Origin of the sequence: Chloroflexus sp. (assembly GCF_049970315.1) — a bacterium.
Classification (GTDB): Bacteria; Chloroflexota; Chloroflexia; order Chloroflexales; family Chloroflexaceae; genus Chloroflexus.
Map to the genome: position 1 here is coordinate 1 of NZ_JBMFNE010000037.1, position 25047 is coordinate 25047.

General features: G+C 56.8%; 18 protein-coding genes. 8 read left to right on the plus strand and 10 right to left on the minus strand.

What is annotated here, in order from left to right; all coding sequences use genetic code 11:
• Window positions 1-186: 186 nt before the first annotated feature.
• The gene (locus ACP5OT_RS17040) at window positions 187-1200 is read left to right on the plus strand and encodes a glycosyltransferase family 2 protein (protein ID WP_424675603.1); all 1014 of its coding nucleotides are present in this window, start codon (window positions 187-189) and stop codon (window positions 1198-1200) included.
• 9 nt (window positions 1201-1209) lie between these two features.
• Here ACP5OT_RS17040 and ACP5OT_RS17045 read toward each other — a convergent pair whose 3' ends face one another.
• Window positions 1210-1713 (minus strand): MarR family winged helix-turn-helix transcriptional regulator, encoded by a 504-nt coding sequence (locus ACP5OT_RS17045; protein ID WP_424675602.1) that lies wholly within the window; start codon window positions 1711-1713, stop codon window positions 1210-1212.
• A 187-nt stretch (window positions 1714-1900) separates the two neighbouring features.
• On the opposite strand from ACP5OT_RS17045, the gene ACP5OT_RS17050 reads away from it, so the two are divergent.
• The 4 genes from ACP5OT_RS17050 (at window position 1901) to ACP5OT_RS17065 (ending at window position 7100) form a co-directional block, all read left to right on the plus strand.
• Entirely contained in the window at window positions 1901-2743 is an 843-nt protein-coding gene (locus ACP5OT_RS17050; RefSeq protein ID WP_424675601.1) for a hypothetical protein, read from the plus strand.
• A 163-nt stretch (window positions 2744-2906) separates the two neighbouring features.
• A complete protein-coding gene (locus ACP5OT_RS17055) occupies window positions 2907-3974 on the plus strand; it encodes a sensor histidine kinase (RefSeq protein ID WP_424675606.1) in 1068 nt (355 codons plus the stop codon).
• A gap of 68 nt (window positions 3975-4042) precedes the next feature.
• On the plus strand, window positions 4043-5764 hold the full coding sequence (locus tag ACP5OT_RS17060; RefSeq protein ID WP_428113461.1) for a peptidoglycan D,D-transpeptidase FtsI family protein: 1722 nt from the start codon (window positions 4043-4045) through the stop codon (window positions 5762-5764).
• A gap of 118 nt (window positions 5765-5882) precedes the next feature.
• Complete coding sequence (locus ACP5OT_RS17065; RefSeq protein WP_424675599.1) at window positions 5883-7100, plus strand: S41 family peptidase; 1218 nt, start codon at window positions 5883-5885, stop codon at window positions 7098-7100.
• Between the two features lie 92 nt (window positions 7101-7192).
• Here the strand turns inward: ACP5OT_RS17065 and ACP5OT_RS17070 are convergent, their stop codons facing one another.
• From ACP5OT_RS17070 to uvrC, 5 genes are all read right to left on the minus strand, one after another.
• Window positions 7193-8230 (minus strand): sigma-70 family RNA polymerase sigma factor, encoded by a 1038-nt coding sequence (locus tag ACP5OT_RS17070; RefSeq protein ID WP_424675598.1) that lies wholly within the window; start codon window positions 8228-8230, stop codon window positions 7193-7195.
• Between the two features lie 229 nt (window positions 8231-8459).
• Window positions 8460-9377, minus strand: a complete 918-nt coding sequence (locus tag ACP5OT_RS17075; RefSeq protein WP_424675597.1) for a pseudouridine-5'-phosphate glycosidase — start codon at window positions 9375-9377, stop codon at window positions 8460-8462.
• 54 nt (window positions 9378-9431) lie between these two features.
• A complete protein-coding gene (locus ACP5OT_RS17080; RefSeq protein WP_428132824.1) occupies window positions 9432-10595 on the minus strand; it encodes a DUF58 domain-containing protein in 1164 nt (387 codons plus the stop codon).
• A 7-nt stretch (window positions 10596-10602) separates the two neighbouring features.
• Complete coding sequence (locus ACP5OT_RS17085) at window positions 10603-12210, minus strand: carboxyl transferase domain-containing protein (RefSeq protein WP_424675595.1); 1608 nt, start codon at window positions 12208-12210, stop codon at window positions 10603-10605.
• Between the two features lie 15 nt (window positions 12211-12225).
• Window positions 12226-14187: an excinuclease ABC subunit UvrC gene (uvrC, locus tag ACP5OT_RS17090; protein ID WP_424675594.1), complete on the minus strand. Its 1962-nt coding sequence runs from the start codon at window positions 14185-14187 to the stop codon at window positions 12226-12228.
• Window positions 14188-14413: 226 nt separating this feature from the next.
• Here uvrC and ACP5OT_RS17095 point away from each other — a divergent pair, with 226 nt between their 5' ends.
• On the plus strand, window positions 14414-15346 hold the full coding sequence (locus ACP5OT_RS17095; protein ID WP_428132826.1) for a metallophosphoesterase: 933 nt from the start codon (window positions 14414-14416) through the stop codon (window positions 15344-15346).
• Here ACP5OT_RS17095 and ACP5OT_RS17100 read toward each other — a convergent pair.
• The 3 genes from ACP5OT_RS17100 to argS are packed head-to-tail and all read right to left on the minus strand — an operon-like array spanning window position 15312 to window position 18758.
• Window positions 15312-16196, minus strand: coding sequence for a hypothetical protein (locus ACP5OT_RS17100; protein WP_428132829.1), 885 nt, complete (start codon window positions 16194-16196; stop codon window positions 15312-15314). The genes ACP5OT_RS17095 and ACP5OT_RS17100 overlap by 35 nt on opposite strands.
• Before the next feature lie 18 nt (window positions 16197-16214).
• The gene (locus ACP5OT_RS17105; RefSeq protein ID WP_424675591.1) at window positions 16215-17024 is read right to left on the minus strand and encodes an HAD-IIA family hydrolase; all 810 of its coding nucleotides are present in this window, start codon (window positions 17022-17024) and stop codon (window positions 16215-16217) included.
• 9 nt (window positions 17025-17033) lie between these two features.
• Window positions 17034-18758, minus strand: a complete 1725-nt coding sequence (gene argS / locus ACP5OT_RS17110; protein ID WP_428113454.1) for an arginine--tRNA ligase — start codon at window positions 18756-18758, stop codon at window positions 17034-17036.
• Window positions 18759-19027: 269 nt separating this feature from the next.
• Between argS and ACP5OT_RS17115 the strand changes: the two genes are divergently transcribed.
• Together ACP5OT_RS17115 and ACP5OT_RS17120 are read left to right on the plus strand one after the other, a co-directional pair.
• The gene (locus ACP5OT_RS17115) at window positions 19028-21982 is read left to right on the plus strand and encodes a G8 domain-containing protein (RefSeq protein WP_428113452.1); all 2955 of its coding nucleotides are present in this window, start codon (window positions 19028-19030) and stop codon (window positions 21980-21982) included.
• A 104-nt stretch (window positions 21983-22086) separates the two neighbouring features.
• Window positions 22087-22245, plus strand: coding sequence for a hypothetical protein (locus tag ACP5OT_RS17120; RefSeq protein ID WP_424675587.1), 159 nt, complete (start codon window positions 22087-22089; stop codon window positions 22243-22245).
• A 415-nt stretch (window positions 22246-22660) separates the two neighbouring features.
• Here ACP5OT_RS17120 and ACP5OT_RS17125 read toward each other — a convergent pair whose 3' ends face one another.
• Window positions 22661-24802, minus strand: a complete 2142-nt coding sequence (locus tag ACP5OT_RS17125) for a hypothetical protein (RefSeq protein WP_424675586.1) — start codon at window positions 24800-24802, stop codon at window positions 22661-22663.
• Window positions 24803-25047: the final 245 nt, after the last annotated feature.

The window sequence follows — 25047 nt, forward strand, 5'->3', positions numbered from 1 at the left end:
GGACGCAACGGACGCACAGGCGCGAAGGGCGCAACAACGCACAGGCGCGAAGGGCGCAACAACGCACAGGCGCGAAGGGCGCAACAACGCACAGGCGCGAAGGACGCAACGGACGTAACGGAGGGATGCATGGCAGTGCGTCCCCATCCACCCGCAAGGCACAGATCGTGCAATTACAATTATAGGATGACCACACCGAAGGTTTCGATCATCTTACCCATTCGCAATGCAGCAACGACACTAGCAGCTTGTTTGCGCTCGTTAGCACGACAGACCTTTACCGACTATGAAGTGCTGGCTATCGATGATGGATCGGACGATGAATCAGCTGCGATGGTCGCAGATGCGGCGGCTCACGACGCACGGATTGTGCCGATCAATGCTGGGCGAATTGGGTTAGCGGCGGCACTCAACCTCGGCCTAGCGTTAGCGCGCGCACCGATTATTGCCCGTATGGATGCTGATGATGTCATGCATCCAGACCGGCTTGCGTTGCAATACCAGGCTTTACAAGCACAACGCGACCTTGCACTCATTGCCTGCCAGGTTGTTGCCTTTCCGGTGCAGGCGGTGCGAGCCGGCTATCGTGAATACCTCCGGTGGCAGAACCGCATCCTCACTCCAGAACAGGTGGCTGCCGAGATTTATGTCGAATCGCCCTTTGCCCATCCCTCAGTTATGTTCTGGAAGACAGCCGTACAAGCGTTAGGCGGCTATACTACCGATCCGTGGCCAGAAGATTACGAGCTGTGGTTACGAATGTACACTGCCGGGCTGCTGATGGCTAAACTGCCACGTCATCTGCTGGGGTGGCGTGAACGGCCAGATCGTACCTCGCGGGTTGATCCGCGTTACGCCCGCACAATCTTTGATGAGCTGCGAGCCACCTTCTTGGCCCGTGACCCACGTCTCCACCGTGGAAGACCGTTGGTGTACTGGGGGGCGGGACGGGTGACACGCCAGCGGGCGCGCCGGTTGATCGATCGCGGTTTTGTGCCGGAAGCTTGGATCGACGTCGACCCAGATAAAATTGGGCAGATCATTTGGGGTGTACCGGTACACGCCCCATCTTGGCTCAACCACCGGCCACGCCCATTCGTGCTGGTTTATGTCACCAATCACGGCGCACGCGACCTCATCAACAGTTGGCTGACCGAGCTGGGATACCAACCAGGAGAAGATTATCTGGGAGTTGGCTGAGCACGAAGCCTACTGCATCTTCAACTGACCGTCTGCCTCGTCCTCGACAGGTGAGAGTAACCCGCTGTACAATGAACGCAATAGTTCGCGTAACTGCTGCACCTCGTGCTCAGACAGTGAGCGCATCCGTCGCCGCAAACGTTCGTGATGGCGGGGACGCAAATTGCGCAACTTCTCGGCGCCGGCCTCGGTCAAGCAGATGAGGCTCACCCGCCGGTCGTTGGGATCAGGGCGACGTTCAACATAGCCTTTCGCGATCAGCCGGTCGACAATCCCGGTTAGATTCGAGTTATCGCACATCATGCGTGCGCTGATCTCACTGAGAGGAACACCGCTGCGTGAGGCATAGTTTAAAATCATGAACTGAGGTACTGTCAAATCCTCGCCGCGCAGATCATAGCGATTATACATCTCGAGAATCGAGTGAACCTGACGCAGCAACGTATATGCCTCAATCTCAGGTGTCGTCTCGCTACTCTGCTGCCATCCGGCAGGTTCTGTGGAGAGGCTCATTGCAATCTCCTCACTAGTGCGCTGGAGGCGCAGGGGGTAGGAGTTCTGTACAAGTCAGTTATAACAGTAGACAGTAGATTGTTGTCTGCCGTATAATTCCTGCTACATTGAACTATAGCATGACTGTTCCCGCTATGTCAATATTGTTTCAATTGAAACAGTTTCAATTTACGAACGAGGTTTAACCGTGATACCACCACAACCGCGCTACGAACAGATTATCAGCATTGCGCTGATGGTGACGCTCGGGCTGGCTTTGGTCTTTCTTATCGATAGTAGTGCGATCAATCCACGCATCACCTTCGGCGGCGATCTCCCGGTGGTTGGGCTATCATGGGTCTTTATCGGTATGCTTGCCGGCCTGACGACGCTCGGAGCGGAATGGATCACCCGTCAGCATCCACACCCGGTAGACTGGATACTCCGTTCGTGGGGGCCATTACGCAATGTAACCCCGGCGCTTTGGGTACTCCCTGCACTTAACGTGATCGCGGCCTACGCCTTCTGGCAGCTCTTCAATCAGGTGTTGGGCAGTACAGCTTTGGTCTTTGCATTGATCGGCACAGCCGGTATGCTGGTCGTCATTCTTGTAGCGCAGTATTTTTGTCTCGACTGGCAACCGACCGTCCACACACCGGCGCAGATTGTGTTACACGTGATTGGGTATCTGATAGCGTTTAGTAGTTTTAGTGCCATTTACTACACTCGCTACCGCACACTTTATTCGGCCACGATGGTGGCATTAGTGGCAGCGCTATTAATCTATGCGCTGCTGAATATTCAACGCCGGCCTGTCTCAGTAGGGGTCGCTCTGATTGGCGGGCTAGGTATTGCCGAACTGATGTGGGCCTTGAATTACTGGCAAACGACCTTTTTGCTGGCCGGTGTGGTACTGTTAGTAGTGCTGTATGTCGTCATCGGATTGCTGGGTTATGCGAGCATCGGCCAACTCAACCGGCGGTTGTTAATTGAGTACAGTGTGGTAGGAGCAATCGTGATCGGTGGAGTGGTGTACGCTGCGTTGTTCTAACCATCTGGCTGCACCAACACCTACCGGTAGCGATAGTCAAGATTCCGGCTTGCCGCACCGATAGCTTTCTGCTACACTTACTCATGCTTTATCTGAGTCGATCCCCGGTTTCATCACAGCGGCTTTGATAACAGCCGCTGTCGGGAGAAAGCGCGTGCGACGCATGATGGATACATGGCGGCAGCGTCTTAACCCCGTCGGTCTCTTCGTCGGGTATCGGTGGCTGGCGTGGCTTCTTGCCGGTCTTACCTTGACTCTGCCCGGCTACACTCCCCAAAACTTGCCACTCCACGCCAGTTTGTTGTTACTGGTATTGCTGGTCACGCTCTTCATTACTCGCCAAGCGTCGAGCTATCTGCGCCTCATGCAACGCAGACCGGCTTTGCTGACCGTCGACATTCTTGTGGCGCTCATCGTCGTTCTGGTAAGTGGTGGTGGGTGGCTTCCCTTTGGCCCAGCAGCATTAGGTAGCTTGATTGCACCGGCACTCCTATTCGGTTGGCAAGGGGCACTCCTGAGCGGAATAGGGTTTGTGATAGCGTATCTGGTCAGCAGTACCTTGGTATCAATACCGGCACTCAGTGGGCCACAGGCTGTTGTTGTCTTGTTGTTCGGCCTCGGTTGGACCGTATTAGCTGCCTGGCAACGACCGCTGCTTGATCGGCATCGAGACCAGAATACGTCGTTCATTGGTGACACAACCCTACCAACCGGAACACGCCGATCCGCCCTACCGAAGAATGAAGCGATTAGTGCGGGAATTGATTGGTTTTCACCATCGATGATGAGCGCCGGTAGCCGACGTAGTGCTGAATTGGCCCCGGCCATCTCGCTCCGCCCCGATCTGCGTCTCGCGATCTTTCACTTGGTCGATGAGGAACGGCAACGAGGTGGCTTTCAGGTTAATTGCCAGATCGAAGGTGCGGTGCAGAAGCTCACCACAGCTCAGCAGAGTGTACTCTTACGCACCGCTCAAGAAGCACTAGCAAACGTTCGCCGCCACGCCCACGCCTCGTTGTGCCACGTCTTGCTTCGCGTTGACGAGCACGTTGCCACCTTGCAAATCGAAGATGATGGTGTTGGTTTACTCGACGGTACCTACGAACGACCGCATCTGCACGCACTGCGTGCGCTACGTTATCGGATCGCCGAACTTGACGGTCAACTCACCGTCTTTGAAGGCGAAAAAGGTGGTCTTACAGTGCGCGTGACCCTTCCTCTTGAACCATAAAGTTGCAGTATCATACCGTTAGTTCTCACTGCATCGGCAGTTGAGCGATTGGCGAGGAGTCCTAACGCATGCGACCACGCCGTTTTTGGCATGCTCCGGCGCTTGTGACAGCACTGGTCTTACTTATGTACGGCATGTTCCTCCCGATAGAACAAGAGCCAACTTGGCTGCTTTTGCTCTGGATTGGTGGGGCACTAGCCGGATTGGTGATGATAAGTCAGATCAATGCTGCGCCGCCGAGCAACGATCTTAGCCGTACCGTCTCGCGGATCGGTACGGTGATAATCCTCGGCTTTCTGATGCTGAGTCTGCAATTGCTTCGACAGCAATTGATTAAAGCTGAGGCAATTAGCAGCTACGTTGTCACCAGCGCCGATGGCAGCACCACCAGCAATGTCCGTCCGGTACTGGCTACCCAGCGCGTCTTACGCGGGCCAATCAGTGACCGCAAGGGGCGCATCTTGGTCGAGAGTATGTTGGTCAACGGGATTGCCCGACGCTCATACCCACTGGCCGGTGCATACGATATAACGGCTTTTGGGCACATTCTCGGCTTTTTCAGCCCTCGTTATGGGCAGAGTGGCCTTGAAGCAAGATTCAACGACTACTTATCGGGTGAACGCGGCAACGAGTGGCAATCACTGCTCAACGAATGGACAGGTGAATTACCGCAGGGCAATGCACTCACCCTCACCATCGACGCCGAGTTGCAAGATCAGGTAGCGCGTTTGCTCGGCGATCGGCGTGGCGCGGTGGTTGTCCTCGATCCACGGACAGGGGCGATACTGGCAATGGTGAGTCGGCCTGGATTTGATCCGAGTCGATTGGTGGTCGACCCGGCAGCAGCCGATCTCGCTGCCGAACGCCAACGGGTGAGTGACTATTGGTCACGGTTGAATCAAGATGATGCGGGCCAGCCATTACTCAACCGGGCCAGCCAAGGACGTTATCCACCCGGATCGACGTTCAAGACGGTGACGGCGGTGGCGGTGTTAGAACATCCGTTGATTGGGCAACCCAACCAAATAACCTGCCCCAACGAGTATTTCCCACAACCAGATGCGCCACCTATCGTCAATGCGGTGAATAATCTAGGTGCCATAATCGGTGAACCGGTGACCCTTGAGCGGGTCTACGCTTTTTCGTGCAATACTGCTTTTGCCCAGTACGCAGTACGATTGGGTGCCGACCGATTTGCTGAGGTGGCCCAGCGCTTTAACATCTTTCTCCCCAACCGAATCCCAACCGGGTTCAGAGTATTACGCGATCTCCCTTCCGAACCTAGTTTGCTGGCAGTACAGGCCAATTTTCTCGCACAGCCGCGTGCGCTGGCCGATACCGGTTATGGACAGGGACAGTTGCTCGTCACGCCGTTACAGATGGCCCTAATCGCGGCAACAATCGCCAATGACGGCGTGATGATGGAACCCTATCTCGTACAACGGATTACCCGCCCGGATGGTAGTACCGTTCGGCAAACGACGCCGAAGTCAGTGCGACGGGTGATGAGCAGTAGTACGGCTCGCCAGATGCGCGAGGCTATGGCAGCCGTGGCTCGGTACGGCTTTGGTAATAGTATCTCACAGTTTGTCACGCAACCGGTCGGCGGTAAATCAGGCACCGCCGAACACGTACCCGGTGCACCGCCCCATGCGTGGTTTATCGCCATTGGCCCAATCGATCAGCCACGTTATGCTGTCGCCGTAATCATCGAGCAAGGCGGTGAGGGTAGTGGCGTTGCTGCCCGATTGGCCGGTGAAGTGCTGGCGGCAGCATTTGCCTTAGAGTGAGAAAATAGGTGCCGTCGCTTTGTCCAGGCGGACGGGAACGATAGTAAATGCAATGTCAGTAACACAATTATGTTCTACGAGATTTCATCGTTCGCTTACCGTATGGTGGATAACCGGATTGCTGATCGCTTGCACGACTGCCGGCCCGCGTGAGACAGCGCCACTGCCAAGCACGACGCCGGTACCAACGGCCAGCCCGGCGGTGACTACTGCTACCCCTTCTCTCTCCCTTAACGCGACGCTCCGCCAACAGATCTTTACCGAAGTGTGGACGACCATTAACGAACACTATATTGATCCGACCTTTAACGGGGTAGATTGGGGAGCAGTACGAGCCGAATACGGTCCACGAGCGTTAGCAGCGGACGATGACGATACCTTTTTCACCATTATTGAGACGATGGTTGCCTTGTTGCGCGATAACCATTCCCGTTTTGTACCACCACAAGCGGTGATCATCGAAGATCGGCTCACCAGCGGACGCGAAGAGCAGGTAGGGATCGGGGTGACGACGTTGCAGCTCAACGATGGCTTATTGATCCAACACGTCTTCCCGGAGAGTCCGGCAGCCCGAGCCGGTCTGCAACCACGGGATCGGATCGTTACTATCGATGGCCGCACCTTCAATCTCAGCTCGATTGAAGGACCGGTGGGCAGCCGGGTGCGCCTATTGATTGTTCTGCCAGAGGGTGGATCGCGTGAAATCGAACTTGTACGCGAGCGCGTGGAGGGTCGGATCGAACCATACATTATGCGCATGAGAAATGATATTACCTACGTTGCCATCAGCACGCTATGGGTCAACGACATGCACGAGCAAGTCGCAGCGGCGTTACAACGGCTGGTGAGCGAACGACCACTGCGCGGTATCATCCTCGATTTACGCACCAATCCGGGCGGATGGCGCGCGGTGCTCAGTGGGCTACTCGGTCATTTTGTTGAGGGTAACGTTGGGTCATTCGTTAGTCGTAAAGGAGAAACTCCTTTAACGATCACACCACGCGATCCCGACCTACGCGGCCTGCCAATTGCCGTTTTGATCGACCGTAGCACCGCATCATACGCTGAATTGCTCGCAGCGATCTTGCAGCGAGAAGCCGGTGCAGTAGTTATCGGTTTACCATCGGCGGGCAACACGGAAACAATCTACGCCTACGAAATCACCGGGGGCTCAAGGTTGTGGGTAGCGCAAGAGGGGTTTCGCCTGAACGACGGATCCGATCTCGAAGGGCGTGGGGTTATCCCTACTATTCAACCGAACAGCGACTGGACACGGTTTCGGATTGAAACCGATCCGTGGATCAACCTCGCCATTGAGCAGCTTAGCAGCAGATAAACCGCTCACCCGCCAGAAAACGCAACGGTGAACACGCGAGAGGTTACTTTCTCCCTCGCCTGTTCACCGAAGCGATCAGCGGTACTACGTACTCAATCCAAATAATCGCGCAGGTGTTGGCCGATTTCGGGACTACGCAAACGGCGCAGAGCCTCGGCCTCAATCTGGCGAGCACGCTCCCGCGTCATACCGAGCACCCGACCAACCTCTTCGAGAGTGCGGCGACGGCCATCACGCAAACCGTATCGTAGATCGATAATCCGGCGCTCGCGGTCGCTCAGTTGATTGAGGGCCGCACAGAGGTCGCGCTGGAGCAATGTTTGGGCAGCGATCTCACCGGGCGCCGGCAACTCTTCGTCGGTAATAAAGTCGCCGAGCGTATGATCCCCTTCATCACCTACCGGCGTCTCGAGCGAGACGGGGCGACGAGCCGCTTCGAGAATGCGCTGGATCCGCTCAACCGGTTGACCGAGGGCCATCGCAATCTCTTCGGGTGTTGGTTGGCGTTCGAGTGATTGGGCCAGCCGATCAGCAATCCGCTTTACCTGCCCCACCGACTCGCTCATATGCACCGGCAGCCGGATGGTGCGGCCTTGTTCGGCAAGGGCGCGCGTGACGGCTTGCCGGATCCACCAGGTAGCGTAGGTGCTGAAGCGATTGCCTTTATGGTGATCAAACTTTTCAACTGCCCGCATCAGACCGATATTCCCCTCTTGGATCAGGTCGAGCAGCGAGAGGCCTCGGCCAACATACTTCTTGGCAATGCTAACCACGAGCCGCAGGTTGGCCTGAATCAGATGACGGCGAGCCTCTTCGCCTTCCTGCACCGCCTTCAACAACTCACAGCGCTCGCGCGGTGTGAGGTCGGTAGCGGTGGTCAACCGCTGTTCGGCTGCATTGCCTCGCTCGATACGCTCGGCCAACTCCACCTCTTCAGCGGCAGTAAGTAATGCGACACGACCGATCTCTTGGAGGTAGTGCTGCACCGCATCGAGCGATGGCTCAAACTGTTCTACCTCACCGAGATCGGGATTAAACAACTCGTCTTCGTGCCCGAAACGGTCTTCACGCTCGTGCGCAGGAAACGACACATCTTCTTGGTTCCAGTTGGATAGACGACGCTTGAGCATTGGCGGGCACTCCTGCTCTACTACAATGAGACAAAACACCGATAAGCTCCGCTCTTGCGGAGATGCCATCAGAGGCGCCCAGCACGTAACGAAACGGGGTGACGTGTGAGGTCAGAACCGTCGAGGATGTGACGGCAGTTGCTGTTTTATCTGATAACAGCGAATGTTAGTATACGAGTGATAACACCATTTGTCAAGTACTTTGCACACAATTTGTTCACATGCATTTTCATCCCAACTCACTGATACGCACGGCGACTTCAGCGGCAACGCGCGTATTATTCCGCAGCAACGCGATGTTCGTTTCGATACTTTCCCCGCTCGTTTCCTCAGCCATTGCCGCGAGTAAGAAGGGTGTTACCCCAGGACCGCGCACGCCTTCAGCTTCAGCGCGAGCCAAGGCACGGACAATCGCCGCTTCAACCGCATCACGTTCGAGGGCGCTCGATTCGGGTGGCGGCACGCACAACAGCATACCACCGGGAGCGGCAAAGCTGCGGTAGCGGCGTTGGAGACGCCACATACGGGCAGCAGCCAGTGCATCGGGAGCTACAGCAGTAACGGGCAGACCGCTATGTGGCGTATAAAAGGCAGGAAACTCGTTGGTCTGATAGCCAACGACCGGCACACCTTGCGTTTCGAGATATTCGAGTGTTGCCGGCAAATCGAGAATAGCTTTTGCACCGGCGCACACCACGAGCACCGGCGTGCGACCCAATTCGGTGAGGTCGGCGCTTACATCCCAGCTCCGGCTCGCACCACGATGAACGCCACCAATACCACCGGTAGCGAAGACCTCGATACCGGCAGCCGCAGCGATGGCCATCGTCGCGGCGACAGTCGTTGCCCCATCGGCGCGATCAACCATCGCCAAGCCAACATCCCGCCGACTAAGTTTACGGATGTGTTCACCGCCGGTCGCCAGGCGTTCTAACTCATTACCGTTCAACCCAACCACCGGCACACCCTCAATCACACCAATAGTTGCCGGCACTGCGCCGTTGGCCCGTACTTCGGCTTCTAAGCCTTCGGCAACCGCCAGATTGTGTGGGTAGGGCAAGCCGTGGCTGATCAACGTGCTCTCAAGGGCTACAACTGCACGACCCTCTTCGAGTGCAGTCATCACTTCTTCGGCAACACGGAGCATAACATCCTCCTCCAATAAGCCTGCACAGAGATAAACGAACGTCACCGTCGCTTTTCAGGCATCCACCACAATAGCACCGGCACGGTCGAGACGATAAGCAGCGATACCATACCGTCGAGCTTGCAACACATCGGATGGTCCCGGATCGGCGAGGATCACCGCTACGTACAACCCACGCCGACGAAGCATTGTCAGGCCGGCCAACCATGCTTCATCAAGTGCGGAGGTAATGGCGATCAGGGTACTCCCCCAGCTCAGGTTGAGTGATGACAGTTCGGTTAACACACTACCGGTAGGCACCGGCTCGATCCGGCCCAGGAGCAGTAACAGTGTCCGCAAGTGATCATGTTCGGCACGCGGTAATAGAGGTGCTATCGGTGCTTTGGTTAGCGGATCACAGCTGTCGCTACACAGCCCAACCGCCTGTTGACGGTTGATCAGAGCCGTCGCCAACGAGGCCGTCGCGATCACAGCCCGTTCACGGTCATCACGGGCAAAGCGACCCCGGTACGCTGTTTCACTAAATTCAAGGGCAATAACGGTCATCCGGGCAATCACCGGCGCCAACTCACGCACATGCAACTCACCCAGGCGGGCACTCGTCTTCCAGTCGATCAAGCGGGGCGAGTCGCCGAACCGATAGTGACGGACACCGATTTTTTGAACCGGATCATCGAACAAACTCAAGCGACGCCGCTCTTGGCTATAGGGCAGACCGGCGGGTAATTCGAGCAGCGGTACTGGAACAATATGCGGAACGATCGTTAGTGGCGTCAGCTGGTGTTCGCCGATCAACACCTCATTGCGGTCGATCACCGTACCGATCACGAGCCGCAGCGGTCCCAACCAGTAGAGACCACGTTGACGGCCCTGCACCTGATAGCGGAGCGTGTACTGCTGACCAGGGTGCAGGCTAAGCACCCAACGTTTACGGGTGACAGCACTCAACGACGGCGGCACATCTTCGGTCACGATGAGATAAGGTAACGGTAGGCGCCCCTGATACGAAATCGTGATCGTCACTTCGCCAACTTCATCAGGGGCGAGCACGAGCGGCGCGTGCCGTTGCCAAACAATGTACCGTCTGGCTAGACGCGGCCACAGCCAGCCGATGACCTGCGCACCGATCAAGACGTAGACGGCGAAACTCACTGCCGGGCTAGGGTCAAAAGCCAGCCAGATCAGGGCAAGCAGGGTAACGGCACGCAAAAAAGTCATCGGCCACCTACATACGGAAGACGCCAAACCGCGTCGGTTGGATAGGAGCCTCGGCAGCGGCAGCCAGCCCTAGTGCCAACACCCGCCGCGTTTCAATCGGATCGATGACACCATCATCCCAAAGTCGAGCACTCGCGTAATAGGGATGACCTTCTTGCTCATACTTTGCCAAGATCGGCGCGATAAACCGTTCTTGTTCTTCGGGCGTCATGTCTTGGCCACGGGCGCGCAGATTGTCGCGGCGCACGGTGAGGAGCACATTGGCGGCCTGCATTCCTCCCATCACACTAATCCGCGCATTCGGCCACATCCAGAGCTGACGCGGTTGGTAGGCTCGTCCACACATACCATAATTACCGGCGCCAAAACTTCCCCCGATAATGACGGTAAATTTCGGCACATTCGCGCAACTCACCGCCGTCACCAGTTTGGCCCCGTCTTTAGCAATGCCGCCGTTTTCGTACTGTTTGCCGACCATAAAGCCGGTAATATTCTGCAAGAAAACGAGGGGAATATTACGGGCGCAACACAACTCGATAAAATGTGCGCCTTTGAGGGCACTTTCACTAAAGAGAATACCATTGTTAGCGAGGATACCGACCGGAAAGCCTTCGATATGGGCAAAGCCGCAAACAAGAGTCGTACCGTAGCGTGCTTTAAACTCGTGCAACCGGCTCCCATCGACAATACGGGCAATCACTTCCCGTACATCGTAACTCTGGCGAAAATCGCGTGGCAGGATGCCGTAGATTTCATGCGGGTCGTACCGTGGTGGTTCAGGATCGCGCAGCTCCCACTGGGCGTGTTGGCGCGGCCCCAGATGAGCGACAATATCGCGGACGATCGCCAGCGCCTCGCGATCATCGTTGGCAAAATAATCGGCAACGCCAGAGATGCGGGTATGGACATCGGCCCCACCGAGTTCTTCGGCGGTAACCTCTTCGCCGGTAGCCGCCTTCACCAACGGTGGCCCGCCGAGAAAGATCGTGCCGTTACCCTTCACAATCACCACTTCGTCGCTCATGGCCGGCACATACGCTCCACCGGCAGTACAACTTCCCATCACACATGCGATCTGCGGAATACCTTCCGCCGACATCTGCGCCTGATTGTAGAAAATGCGGCCAAAATGGTCTCGGTCGGGGAACACTTCGCTCTGGAGGGGTAGATACGCGCCACCGCTATCAACCAGATAGATACAGGGCAAGCGATTCTCGCGTGCAATCTCTTGGGCACGGAGATGCTTCTTAACGGTGAGCGGGAAGTAGGTACCACCCTTCACGGTAGCATCATTCGCGATGATCATTACCGGGCGACCGGCGACACGGCCAATACCGCAGACGATACCGGCAGCGGGCACCTCTTCATCGTAGACGTTGTAAGCGGCGAGCGCACCGATTTCGAGAAAGGCACTATCGGGATCGATCAAGGTATCGATCCGGTCACGGACAAAAAGCTTTCCCCGTTCTTCGTGGCGACGACGTTGTTCGGGGCCACCACCTTGGCGGATATTAGCCAACCGTTCGCGCAGATCGGCGGCCAGCGCCTGATGATAGGCGAAATTGGCTTGAAAATCGGCGCTGTTGGTTTGAATATGGGAATGAATAATCGACATGACTGCCTCCGGTAGCTAGAGCAAACTCTTCAACTCTTCGGCGGCTTTGCGGGTCATACCGGGCACGGCGGCAAGTTCGTCGATACTGGCCCGGCGGATACCGTCGATGGAACCGAAAGCCTTGAGCAAGGCACGTTTACGTTTGGGGCCGATCCCCGGAATCTCGTCCAGCGGCGAGCGAAGGGTCGCTTTGTTGCGCAATTTCCGATGATACGTAATGGCAAAGCGGTGGGCCTCTTCATCGATCCGCTGGACAAGGGCCAACGCCTTGCTATCACGGGCCAGTACCAACGGATCTTGACCGATGCGGACGAGATCAAAACGGTTCCGATCCGGCCCTTTCGCCACACCAACAACCGGTATCTGGGTAAAACCCAACTCGTGTAAAGCGGCCTCCACCGCAGCCACTTGTGCTACTCCCCCATCGACCAGCAGCAGATCGGGCAAATCGGCCCAGCGCTCGAGGGCCTGCTGCGCCGTATCGGTCGGTTCGACGGGAGAGTCGTTCTCGCCTTCAACCTCAACTGCAGCGGCAACCTGCTGAGTATCACCAAGTACCTCGGCGGCGCGACGGAAGCGACGACTGATAACCTCACGCAGCGAGGCAACATCATTCACGCCGCTGACCGTCTTGATCTTGAAGCGGCGGTAGTGCGCGGGGCGTGGTTCACCGTGCTCGAACACCACCATGCTCGCCACCGACTGCTGGCCCTGCGTATTTGAGACATCGTAACACTCGATCCGGCGCGGCAGGGCAGGCAATTCGAGCAGATCGCGCAATTCGCTCAAGGCCGCGACCGCTCGTTGCGCGGAATGGAGCCACTGCTCGCGGATCTCGCGCAACTTCTGACGAGCATTGGCGGCAGCCATCTCAACCAATTGCTTCTTCTCGCCACGACGGGGCACCGTAATTTCAACTCGGTGCCCACTCTTCTGCTGCAACCACGACGCGATAATCAGCGGCTCTTCGACATGATCAGCCAGCAACAGGCTCGGCGGGATAGTGGGAGCATTCTGGTAAAACTGGGTGAGGAACGAAGTCAGCAACGCCTCGTCGCTCTCGTCTTCAGTACCTTGCAACGTAAACGGCTCGGCGTTAATCAGCTTGCCGCCGCGAATAAAGAGTACCTGCACCACGGCGCTGCCATCTTCGCGGGCAAACGCAATCACATCTTGGTCGGTATCAACCGTGCGCAACACCTGTTGGCGCTCGGATATCTTCGCGATGGCTTGAATGCGGTCACGCAGATAGGCGGCGCGTTCAAACTCAAGCCGCTCGGCGGCTTCTTCCATCTGGGCGCGCAACTCACGCACGATTTGGTCACTCTTGCCTTCGAGAAAACGGCAGACCGAATCGATGGCCTGTCGGTAGGTCTCTTTCGTCACCAGGCCCGGCACACACGGCCCTAGACAACGGCGCATTTGGTAATAGAGACAGGGCTTACCTTGTTTACGATGACGATTGAACTTATCGTCTTTGCACTCGTAGGGTGGGCGAAAGGCGAACAGACGATTGAGAATATCGAGCGTCTGATAGACCGAACCGGCGCTGGCATAGGGGCCAAAATAGCGCGCTCCGTCGTTGAGCACCTGTCGGGTGGCAAAGACGCGCGGCCACTCTTCGTTGACGGTGACTTTGATGTAGGGATACGTCTTATCGTCTTTCAGCAAAATGTTATACGGCGGGCGATGCTGTTTAATCAAGTTCATCTCTAACAGCAGCGCCTCTAGCTCGCTCTGGGTAACGATAATCTCAAAATCGGCGATATGGCTGACCAAACGGCGTGTCTTCCCACTAAGGCTACGCGGCGAGCCGAAATAGGAACGCATCCGGTCGCGCAGGCGCTTGCTTTTGCCGACATAGAGCAAGCGACCGGTGGCGTCTTTCCAGAGATAGACACCCGGCTGATCGGGAACTAAGCGGAGCCGCTCAAGAAAAGCGGCGTGATCACGAACTGCGGTATGTGAGAGATCCATAGCGCGTAGTATAGCGGATTTTGGTATGGTGCGTTCAGATAATGCCTTCTCACACACGCCAAGATTGCCGACTTTTCTGAGAAACAGGTGTACTTGTTCAGGATTTTTTCAACTTCATAGTATACTTTGTGTGGCGAGGGGGCATAGAGACGCCGGATAGGAAATTGGTGACAACACCGTCCTATCCTGCGCCAGATTATGGATAACGCGATAGGGCAAAACCGATATGGCTTCGATTATCTCCTCACGGCAAACGACGACCAAACCACAACCACGACTACGCTATTCACCGCGGTGGATCGGGGCCGGGCTGGTCAGTAGTATCCTGGCCGGCGCAGCCAGTCTTTACGGAGGGCCACTGATTGCAGCCACACTGGCCGGAGTAGGCGCAGCGGGGGCCGTGTATGCATTAGCAGTCGAGCCACGCCGGATACAACTTCACCTCCACGACCCACATTTTCGCGATCTGCCGGCCGGGTTGGAAGGATTGCGCATTGGTCAGCTCAGCGATCTGCACCTCGGTCACCGTTACAGCTTTGCCAATGCGCAGCGGGCCATCGACCTGCTGTTGGCCGCGCAGCCCGATCTGATCGTGCTGACCGGTGATCTCGTGCACACACGAAGTGCGATTGCGCGACTGCCGAATGTCGTTGGCCGCTTACATGCACCACTCGGCATCTATGCGGTACCCGGCAATCACGACTATTGGGAAGGGATGCCGCACATTGCCGACATTTTACATGAACATCGCATTCAGTTGCTCATCAACCGCCATCAGGTGATCGAACGCAATGGGGCGCGGCTTCTGCTGGCCGGAGTTGATGATCACTGGGATGGCCGACCCGATCTCGCGCTCGCACTCGGTGGAGCACCTAAGCACGACTTCCGTCTCTTGCTCGCGCACTGCCCCGACATCGCCGACGAAGCAGCGGCCTTCGGTTTTCATTTACAACTATCCGGACACACTCACGGCGGCCACGTGCGCGCGCCCGGTCTCGGCCCACTCTGCTTACCACGCCACGGTTGGCGCTACGATATGGGTCATTTTCAGGTCGGTGCAATGCAGCTCTTCGTGAGTCGGGGCATTGGCGGTATACCGTTACGATTCGGCTGCCCACCGGAAGTCAATCTGTTCCGGTTACATCGCACCGACGCCTAAATTGGGAGCGCACGAACCGCCACATCGCCCGTACCCGACGGTCGCATCCCAATAGGATCAGACCAACGATGACCAGCGGAATATCGGGCCAGAAGCTGATCGGAAACGAGCCATGGCGGAAGACGGGCATGTTGGCGACCACCCAAAAGCAACCGGCTCCTACGTATCCCAACGGGCCAGACTTAATACCGATCATTAGGCCAAGCGTGAGCAACGCTAACGGCCAGCCTGCCGGATGTTCGGGAATATGACCCAAGAGGATAGGGATGATCAACAGCGCTACTCCTGACACAACCAGCGTAATCGCAATCCAACGACGCAGACCGGTTGGTTGCTCGAAGCGCAACTCATCGCGGTAGGGTGGTGGCGTTGGTGGGATCAACTCAAGTAAGTTACCGGGCGGGGCAAAATCGTAGCGTTGGGCTTGCCACGCCAGCACCAAACCATCTTGTTCGGCCTGCGCAACCAGCGCCATCAGCTCCGGCCGGTCGGTCAGTGGTGGAAGTGCGGCAAGGTCGGTAGGAGCGGCGGGTAAATGCACGGCCAGCGCTGACGGCACCTCGAACCGGCGATGCACATGGATTGCGCAGAGCAAGCCATACACTTGCCGACCACGGTACGGATCGACGAGCATCGCATCACGCAGGGAGAGAGGCCCAAGCGCACGTTGGATCCACGCCGAGAGCAGCTCATCGAGGAGAGTGCGACCTTCGGGTTCAAGCACCTGATCAAAATCACCGGCGCGTAGGCGTTGTCGGATTTCTTCAGGCGACTGGGTGCGGATCAGCTCGATGACCTGTTCCCGATCATAGCTGACCAAAGCCGGCTGGATAACGGGGTCTGGTATCATAGTTCTGACCGCAACAGGTTACGGTTGGGCCGATAATTCATCGGCCCAACGGGCCAGCAACTCAGGTAAATCGGCCACGATCTGATCAGGCCGGATCGGGCCGGTGGTAGCTTCTTCAACTGTACTGACGCCGGTCAACACCAATACTGACGGCATGCCGGCGGCGATTGCACCGGCAATATCTGTATCGAGCCGATCACCAACTACAAGCGTTGCGGACGGCGGCGCACCCAACATCTTAGCGCCGATCAGAAACATCGTGGGGGCCGGTTTACCGATCACCAGCGGTGAGACATCGGTAGCAGCAGTAAGGGCGGCAGCAATTGCACCGGCGCCGGGGATGAGACCCTCTTCGCTGGGAAAGGTGCGGTCGGGATTCGTAGAGATGAAGCGGGCGCCACGCCGGATATGCAGCGTTGCCCGCTTGAGACGCTCATAGGTGAGCGTAAAATCGGCGCCCTGCACAACCAATTCCGGAGCGTCGTCATCCTCGACAAAGTAACCATCGGCAAACAACGCTGCGCGTAACCCCTGCATACCCACCACAAACACGCGCGTACCCGGCGGGTAGTGATCACGCAGATACAGGGCAGTTGCTTGGGCCGAGGTAATCACGCGATCTGCCGGCAGCACTATGCCCATGGCAGCCAACTTAGCCGCGTACTGCTGCGGCGTCATCGAAGCGTTGTTAGTCGCACAGGCGAAGGCGATCTGGTGATCGTGCAAAAACTGCCACAGATCGGCGACGCCGGGCAGCAGCGTTTGTCCCCGGTAGAGCACACCGTCCATATCGAACAGTACGGCGCGGATTGGAGAGAATGCCATCATAACAGCAGCTCACATTCGCTCTGGGGCCCGAATCCCCAACAGAGCCAACCCATTTCGCAGCGCATTGGCCGTCGCCGCGACAAGACGTAGCCGGGCAGCGCGTAACGTCGGTGTCTCGGCGCGCAACACCGGGCACTGCTCGAAGAAGATACCAAACTCGCGGGCGGTCGTATAACACCAATCGGCGATCACAAACGGTGCATAGCGCGCCCCAGCCTCGCGCAACGCCTCGGGCAAGCGGGCCAGATGGCGAATGAGACGTTGCTCGCTTGGGTGGGTCAACAACGTCAGATCGGCTTCGGCGAGTGCAACACCCTCATCGGCAGCACGACGCAAGATCGAGCGGCAGCGTGCGTGCGAATATTGCAGATAGGCAGCACTATTACCCTCAATCGAGAGCATACGATCCCAATCGAGGGTAATATTCCGGCGTGGGTCTTGATAGAGGTCGTTGTAGATTACCGCACCGATCCCGACTGCCTCGGCAATGGTAGCCCGTTCTTCAGGCGACAGGTCAGGGCTTTTGGCATCGACCAATGCCCGTGCCCGCGCCACTGCATCGTCGAGCAAGGCCTCAAGATAGACCATATTGCCCTTTTTCGTCGAGAGGGGCTGGCCGTCAGAAGTTGTAATCACACCGAACGGGACATGCACCAGCTCAACATCGCGGGCGTAGCCCATCGCCCGCACGATTGCGAAGAGCTGGCGGAAGTGCAGTTCCTGGCGAGCATCAACGACGTAGATGATGTGCGAAGGATTGAACGTTTGCAACCGAAACTTGATCGTCGCGATGTCGCGGGTCATATAGACGGTGCCGCCGTCGTTACGCTGGATGATGAATTTAGGTAGCTTATCGAGTTCGGCAACTACGGCGCCATCAATATCGCGGAAGGCTGCCTCAGAGCGTAGCGCCTCTTCGATCACTTCCGGCAGCATCGCCTCGTAGAAGCTTTCGCCGTAGGCGTAATCGAAGCGGATGCCGAGCCGGTCGTAGTTCCGTTGGGCAGCCCGCAACGACAGATCAACACACCACTGCCACAACGAACGCGCTTCCGGATCGCCGCGTTCGAGGGCCAACGACCACCGGCGGGCTTCTTCTTCCAACGCCGAATCGTTGTTCATCTCGGCGTTGTAGCGTGCGTAGAGTGCTTCAAGCTCGGCCATGGCCGCTTCGCCTTCGCTCTGCGGACGGCCATAGCGTTGCATTGCGGCCAAAATAATGCCAAACTGCGTCCCCCAGTCGCCGAGATGGTTATCGCCGATCACGCGATAGCCAAGTGCGCGGAAGATATGCACCAGCGCCTGCCCAATGATCGTCGAGCGGATATGGCCGACGTGCATGCGCTTGGCGATATTGGGCGAAGAATAATCGATCACTACGGTACGTCCGGCGCCATCGGCCACCGTGCCGTATGCTTCACCGGCGGTCTCAATCTCGTTCAGGACAGCCACTGCCAGCCGTTGCGGGTGCAGCGAGAAGTTGAGGAACGCACCGGTGGCTGTCACCTCACCGATCAGCGAATCGGGTGGCGGTGCAATGGTAGCAGCCAGTTCCGCCGCGAGCTTAGCCGGGTCAATCCTGAGCGCCTTAGCTGCCTTGAACGCAACGAACGTGCGGTCGGCGGGAATATTCGGTTTGGGAGTGGTAATCTCAATCAGATCAACCGGTACTTTGCCGGTCGCAGCGATAGCATCTTTAATATCGGTAATAAAGCGTTCGAGCGCATAGCGCATAGTTGTACTCCCTTACACTAATCTGACCTTTAGTATACCCGATGTCTGGCTGCACGCATACCACGCGCTACCGTTAACCTTTTACGAGCGGTCATCACAGGTAGCGTGAACAAAGTACTATTGCTCAGATGCGTGAATGTCGGTTACTGTGGAATCGTAAGCCAATGTTGGACAACGTCATAGCAACAGCGTCGTTGCGGAAATCGCGAGCAGGATGGTCAAGTCTTGAAATTACCCGGCTTACGAACGAAGAAAGGACAATCCCAGCAATGCACTATCGCCTTCCCACCCGATCTGGAATAGTGTTCGGCATAATCAGCCTCACGCTGCTGATCATACTCACACCACTCTTGGCGTGGACAGCCCCGACCCAAACGCAGGTTTTTTCACTTTCCACCCATAGCTACGATCTCCAGATCACCGCCGGCAGTACGCTCGCATGGCGCAACGACAGTTCCGGCTTCCACCGGCTACGGGCCATTGACGGCAGTTGGGAGACGCCGCTCATGCGGCCCGGCGAAGTCGTGACCCAGACCTTCACCGTCAGCGGCCAATCGGCATTTTTGTGCGACATTGACCCAACGATGCGCGGCACAATCACGGTGCAGGCAGCTCATACCGTGTTTGTGCCGATGATGGCGGGCCAAGCATTTGAGCGTTGGTCGCAACCGCAGACGTGGGGTGGTCGTTTACCCCAAGCAGGCGATGCGGTGCAGATTCCCGCCGGCAAAGTGATCTTGCTCGACGTTAGCCCACCGCCATTACAGAGTTTGCTCATCGAGGGCGAGCTGATCTTTGATCGGCGTGATCTGGATTTAACCGTCGGCTGGATTATGATCCACGGTCATGGCCGCATACGCATCGGCAGCCCCACCGAGCCATTTGCGCAACGAGCGACGATTACTCTGACCGCAACCAATCCAAATGAAGATGTGATGGGGATGGGCACGCGCGGCATCTTGTTGATGGGTGGATCGTTTGAGGCGTATGGGGTAACACCAAACCATCCGTGGACGGTCTTGAACGATCATGCGGCTGCCGGTACGCGCGAACTGATATTGCGCGACACTGTTGACTGGCAGTTCGGCGATCAGGTGGTGATTGCGCCGACCGACTTCTTTGGCGTAGCCCAAACCGAACGCCTCACCGTCGAGGCGGTTGACGGTACGCGGGTGCAGTTGAGTACACCACTGCAACAAGCGCGGTGGGGCCGCTTGCAGTACGTGAGTAGCAGCGGGATGACTCTGACGCCGACGAACGACGTAACACCGCTCGTCCTTGATGAACGGGCCGAGGTAAGCAATCTCTCGCGCCGGATTGTGATTCAGGGTGCCGACGATGATCGCTGGCGTAATGACCGTTTTGGTGCCCAGATAATGGTCATGCACAACGCCAGCCTACGGCTCGATGGTGTAGAGTTACGACGGGTTGGACAAGGTGGTCGGCTGGGTCGTTACCCGATCCATTTTCATTTGTTGTCGTATGATGCCGACGGCAACTGGACCGGTGATGCCACCAACAACGTGATCACCAATTCGAGCATTTGGAACTCGGCCAACCGCTGCATTGTCATTCATGGCACAAACGGCACTACCATTCGTAACAACATCTGCTATGACATCGCCGGTCACGCTATCTTCCTCGAAGATGCGGTCGAGCGGCGTAACGTCATTGAGGGTAATCTGGTGCTGCGCGTGCGTCAACCGCCACAGCCGCTAATCGCCAGTGACCGGAGCAATTTTCGGCGAGGGCCATCTGGATTTTGGTTGACCAACCCTGATAACACAGTACGAGGTAATGTAGCTGCCGATACCGAGGGCAATGGGTTTTGGCTGGCTTTCCCCGATCAACCACTCGGCGCGAATAAGCGTGTACCGATACGGCCGGTTCATCTCCCGCTTGGCATCTTTAGCCACAACGTCGCACATTCTAACAGCAATCCGGGCATTAACATCGATTTTGCTCCGTTTGACGATGAAGGTAATACAAAAGAAATTAAATACATCCCAACCGTTAACGGTGAGCCATTCCGTTACGAGAACCGCGTGCGCTTCACGCTGAGCGACATTACCACCTACAAAAACAATGATAACGGGTTGTGGAATCGGGTATCGTGGCCTGATTATGTACGGTTTGTCTCCGCAGATAATGTTGGGATGTTCTTTGCCGGCGCCGGTGATAACGGCAAGATCGTTGATTCGCTGATTATCGGTGAGAGTTTGAACAACCAATCACCGCGACCGACTACCGATCAGCCCAACACAGCGGTTGCCAGTTATCACAGCACGTTCGACATTGACAACAACGTCATCGTGAATTTTGCGCTTCACAACCGGCTCGACCGGGCCAGCGGTGCATTCGCCACCAATGACTACTATACTCGTGCAGTTGACCGCGGTTTGATCCGTAATCCGAACAACCGCCTGATCAATACCCATCCGGGTCGGCGGGTTATCTCACCGAATATCAATACGCCCGCCGGCAATGCAGCATTAGCCGGCGCATTGTGGGATCCGCACGGTTATTGGGGACCGGCCGGCAATTATTGGGTGTACGACATTCCTTTCTTAACGACGGGGCAAACATGTGTCGCCGTCACACCGGTCGGCCAGAACGGGCAGAGTTGTCAAGGGCCGTACTATGGCGTGAGCGGTTTTCGCATCGACAACGGCGATCCGTATAAGCCGCGGATGCCGCTTACCGTCACCCGGCTCGACGCGGCCAACCAACCGATAGCGCAGTGGATCGTCGCTGAAGGAAGCGGCAGTGGTACTAACACCTTTGGCATCATGCCGTGGATGCGTCACTTCACCGCAGTTGCCGGTGGCCGGTATCGGGTCGAGTTCCGCGATGGAACGACAACGACACCATCCCCTCTGCAAGAGTTGAAACTCACGCTGAGTAATATGCAAACAACAGATGATCGGCTCATCTTGGCGCTTCCCTTTGGTGGCAGCGGGACGGTAGGAGCGTATCTGACCACGCGCGAAAACTATCGAGATTCGGCACCGGGTGCCGCCGAGCGGCGTGATCTCACACCGGTTATGTCATTCACGGCGTTGGTCGCCACCGACAATAGCTTTTGGCACGATACGGCCTCGCAACAGGTATGGGTGAATGTGCAGGGTGGAGTACCGATTTGGAATTGGAGCAGCGGCCCGCTCGATCCGTTATCCGATCAAGCACTCTATCGCGAGACGATATTGCGGATCTACCGACCCTAAATAGCCGTGAATGTGGGATAAGGGGTTCCCTGGTATCAGCTTGGATTCACCAAAACAAGCATACTGGGGAGCTTCCACCGGATTGTCTCATCAATTGTTCGGTGATGTTGCTGCTGGTCTGGCATCTAGGCGTGTCGTTGATCGATGCAACCGCTTGGGTGGTCGGCCCCTCCCCAACATCCATTCCGATCAATGCGTTGCTAGGCTGGCGGAGTGTCACACACCCGCTACCGGCCGGTTTAGCGGCTGCAACCGCCATCTGATGCTCACGCCTAACACTGCCTAACACTGTAGATGACCGTCAACCTGTTCCCGAATACGTGCGCAACTGCGTGGGCACATTATTAACCAAGGATCACCCGCCACAGCCGCATAACGCGCTCCTGTGCACCATTCAGCTCAGCGTTGCACCGCTCACCGTTACTCGCTCCACCATGTAAATTGTCCGCACGCCGCTAATGAATACGATCCCGCCGCGGAAACGGGCGATGGTGGCAAGTTATCGATCACCTCAAGCACACGTCGGCGATTGAGCCTTCGCGCCACCGATGTCCGATCACCTTCTTGGTCAATCGACGGTTCAGTAATTGTGCAGTAACGTCAGCCCAAGCAACCTACTCTTGGCTTGGGCACTATGCCGGTTGTGGTTGCCTACCCCAAACTCACGTTACCTCGGCTTCACGGCCACGTCACCGTCACCTCGACATTAAGCCGGTCGAGTGTAACGCCGGCATACCGACTATTGCCGATCACCTCAATCAGCGGTGTGACCGGTTGGTTGTCTACCATCATCGTCAGCCGATCACCGACATCAGTGGGCAGAAGGAAGCGAACCGTTGCGTGTCGTCCGCTCCCGGTGATCAACAAGCGAAGGAACCGATCATCGCGCTGCCAACGGTAGGCGACATAGCCGGTCGAGGCAGGGTAGCGGGTCACGACATAGGCCTGCTTGACCGTCGGTTCGACCGGCCAGCGCGGGCTGATGATCACCTCTTCGTAACGGGATGCATCATCGAACACACCGGCCAAGCCCTCGAACAGCGCGCCGAGCATTGCACTTGCGCCCCAGCCATCGGTGGGAATAGTGTCGGGGCCAGAGATACCGGGCCGGCCATCGGGGTAATACCACAGGTATGAGGCATTGGTCAGGCGCAGCAGATTGGCATAGCGCCGCAGAATATCGAGACCATACGGCTCGAAGCCGAAGGCAAATGCGCCCCGCGCCAGTTCACCGCCGACGAGCGGCATAATCCCTCCGTTGACATACTCACCGGGTTGTTCACCCTTACCACCGGCCATCCCGAAACTACCCGGCGGAAACGGCGGGTCGATGCTATACCATTCGGCGAAGGCACGGGTGAAATCGCGACGGGCATAGTACGTCTCGACAATCGCCTGCGCCTGCCCCACTGACAGCACCCGCCGATTGAGGGCATAGGCATTGGAGAGGCTCAGTTGAGCAGCAGCATCAACCCCTGCCGGGACGAACGTTGCATCTTCGGGGATGAAATGGGTAAAAAAGCGGCCATTCCACGCTAACGCATTCAAGCGTTGCATAATCTGGTCGGACAGATCAAAATAGCGCTTAGCCTGTGTCGGGTCACCGACCCGATTTTCAATTCGGGCAAGTAAAAAGAGGGCATACGCCAAGCCGGTATTATCCCCATGAAACGTGCCCCAAATCGTGTCCGGCTCGATCCAGTGGCGTGGAGCCGGTTTACCATCAGGACTCATCGTGGTTGGGCCGTAGGCGAAATCCCACATATCAATCGTATACGGGCGTCTGACCAAACCACGCTCAGCGTTCCAACGTAGCGGGTTCGTTGTTATGTACTCGATAGCCCGTCGCAATGCGGGCAAATGGGAGCGCAACCACTCATCATCACCGGTCATCTGCCATGCTTCGTACACGCCCTGCACGTACAAAAACTCAACATCAGACTCAACCTCTTTACGGAAGGCCTGCACATACCGTTCGGGATAGTCGATCACATCGGGCAGACTACCGTCGGGCATTTGCGCATCGCGGAAGGCGTCGAGGAGGCTGGTGACATCGGTTTCAAAATAACGAAACCCTCGTCCTTGATAAACGTGATCACGGAGCCAGAGCAGCGGATTATCAGGTGAGCGATAGCCGCTGATCAACCGACCGTTCAACTCGTAGCTTACCCGCGCCTCGGCCATAAGACGGCGAATACGTGGATAGAGCGAGTCGATGTCACTTTGACCACTGCTCAAAAAGGTTTCAGCATTGAGGGTAAACAAACGGCTGCGGGCACCGGCCAACCGACCATCGATCAGGGCGACGGCCCACTGGGGGCCAAGCGTACCACCGGCGAACAGGGTTATCTCGCCGATACCATCACTCACTGTCGTTACTCCCTGTGTGATGAGATAACCGGCGGCATCGTAGAGCTGGACTGTCGTCAGGCCGCTGTAAGCTGGGATGCGGAGGGTAATACGTACCGGTTGGAGCGGTTGCATAACATCCGTTGGCGTAGCAAGGGTTAATGAAGCGCGTTGTGGAACCGTCGGTAGATCAATAACCGGACGCGGTATAGACGAGCGCCAATCGACGGGTAGCCGTTCGGAGATAGCCCCACCCTCCGGGAGAGCGACGATTCTGATAGTCGCAAAATACTGGACGAGCGTATCATCAACCCACCGTGGTTCGCCGAGAGGTGGACCGATCCTTGATCCACCTGCTGCTTGCCAGGCACTGCGAAATGGCTCGGTAAGTTGATCGGTTTGGTTTGAAGGGGGCGGACTGCAACTGACGAGTAGAACGATCCCGATCAGGACGATGATGAGTTGCTTCATAGTAGGCATTATAGCTCAAGATAGCGATGACTTCGATCAGTATTGAGGATGTTGACTAACGAATTTGACGACTCCATCTAACGACTGCCTAACCGCAGTTGTGCCGGTGGCTCTCCATTCGGGCGGTGTCACGCAGGAACGCTTGCGAGGGCAGTGCTGCGTTCGTAGCCCCTTGTCATTGCGAGGGGGCGTCAGCGACTGAGCAAGCTTGATGAAGATTTCTCGCTGCGCTCGAAATGACAGGG

Bases quoted from the DNA above. Each gene is read 5' to 3' on its own strand.
- ACP5OT_RS17040 (WP_424675603.1), top strand. From the start codon at position 187: ATGACCACACCGAAGGTTTCGATCATCTTACCCATTCGCAATGCAGCA.
- ACP5OT_RS17045 (WP_424675602.1), bottom strand. From the start codon at position 1,713: ATGAGCCTCTCCACAGAACCTGCCGGATGGCAGCAGAGTAGCGAGACG.
- ACP5OT_RS17055 (WP_424675606.1), top strand. From the start codon at position 2,907: ATGATGGATACATGGCGGCAGCGTCTTAACCCCGTCGGTCTCTTCGTC.
- ACP5OT_RS17060 (WP_428113461.1), top strand. From the start codon at position 4,043: ATGCGACCACGCCGTTTTTGGCATGCTCCGGCGCTTGTGACAGCACTG.
- ACP5OT_RS17070 (WP_424675598.1), bottom strand. From the start codon at position 8,230: ATGCTCAAGCGTCGTCTATCCAACTGGAACCAAGAAGATGTGTCGTTT.
- ACP5OT_RS17075 (WP_424675597.1), bottom strand. From the start codon at position 9,377: ATGCTCCGTGTTGCCGAAGAAGTGATGACTGCACTCGAAGAGGGTCGT.
- ACP5OT_RS17080 (WP_428132824.1), bottom strand. From the start codon at position 10,595: ATGACTTTTTTGCGTGCCGTTACCCTGCTTGCCCTGATCTGGCTGGCT.
- ACP5OT_RS17085 (WP_424675595.1), bottom strand. From the start codon at position 12,210: ATGTCGATTATTCATTCCCATATTCAAACCAACAGCGCCGATTTTCAA.
- uvrC (WP_424675594.1), bottom strand. From the start codon at position 14,187: ATGGATCTCTCACATACCGCAGTTCGTGATCACGCCGCTTTTCTTGAG.
- ACP5OT_RS17095 (WP_428132826.1), top strand. From the start codon at position 14,414: ATGGCTTCGATTATCTCCTCACGGCAAACGACGACCAAACCACAACCA.
- ACP5OT_RS17100 (WP_428132829.1), bottom strand. From the start codon at position 16,196: ATGATACCAGACCCCGTTATCCAGCCGGCTTTGGTCAGCTATGATCGG.
- ACP5OT_RS17105 (WP_424675591.1), bottom strand. From the start codon at position 17,024: ATGATGGCATTCTCTCCAATCCGCGCCGTACTGTTCGATATGGACGGT.
- argS (WP_428113454.1), bottom strand. From the start codon at position 18,758: ATGCGCTATGCGCTCGAACGCTTTATTACCGATATTAAAGATGCTATC.
- ACP5OT_RS17115 (WP_428113452.1), top strand. From the start codon at position 19,028: ATGCACTATCGCCTTCCCACCCGATCTGGAATAGTGTTCGGCATAATC.
- ACP5OT_RS17120 (WP_424675587.1), top strand. From the start codon at position 22,087: ATGTTGCTGCTGGTCTGGCATCTAGGCGTGTCGTTGATCGATGCAACC.
- ACP5OT_RS17125 (WP_424675586.1), bottom strand. From the start codon at position 24,802: ATGAAGCAACTCATCATCGTCCTGATCGGGATCGTTCTACTCGTCAGT.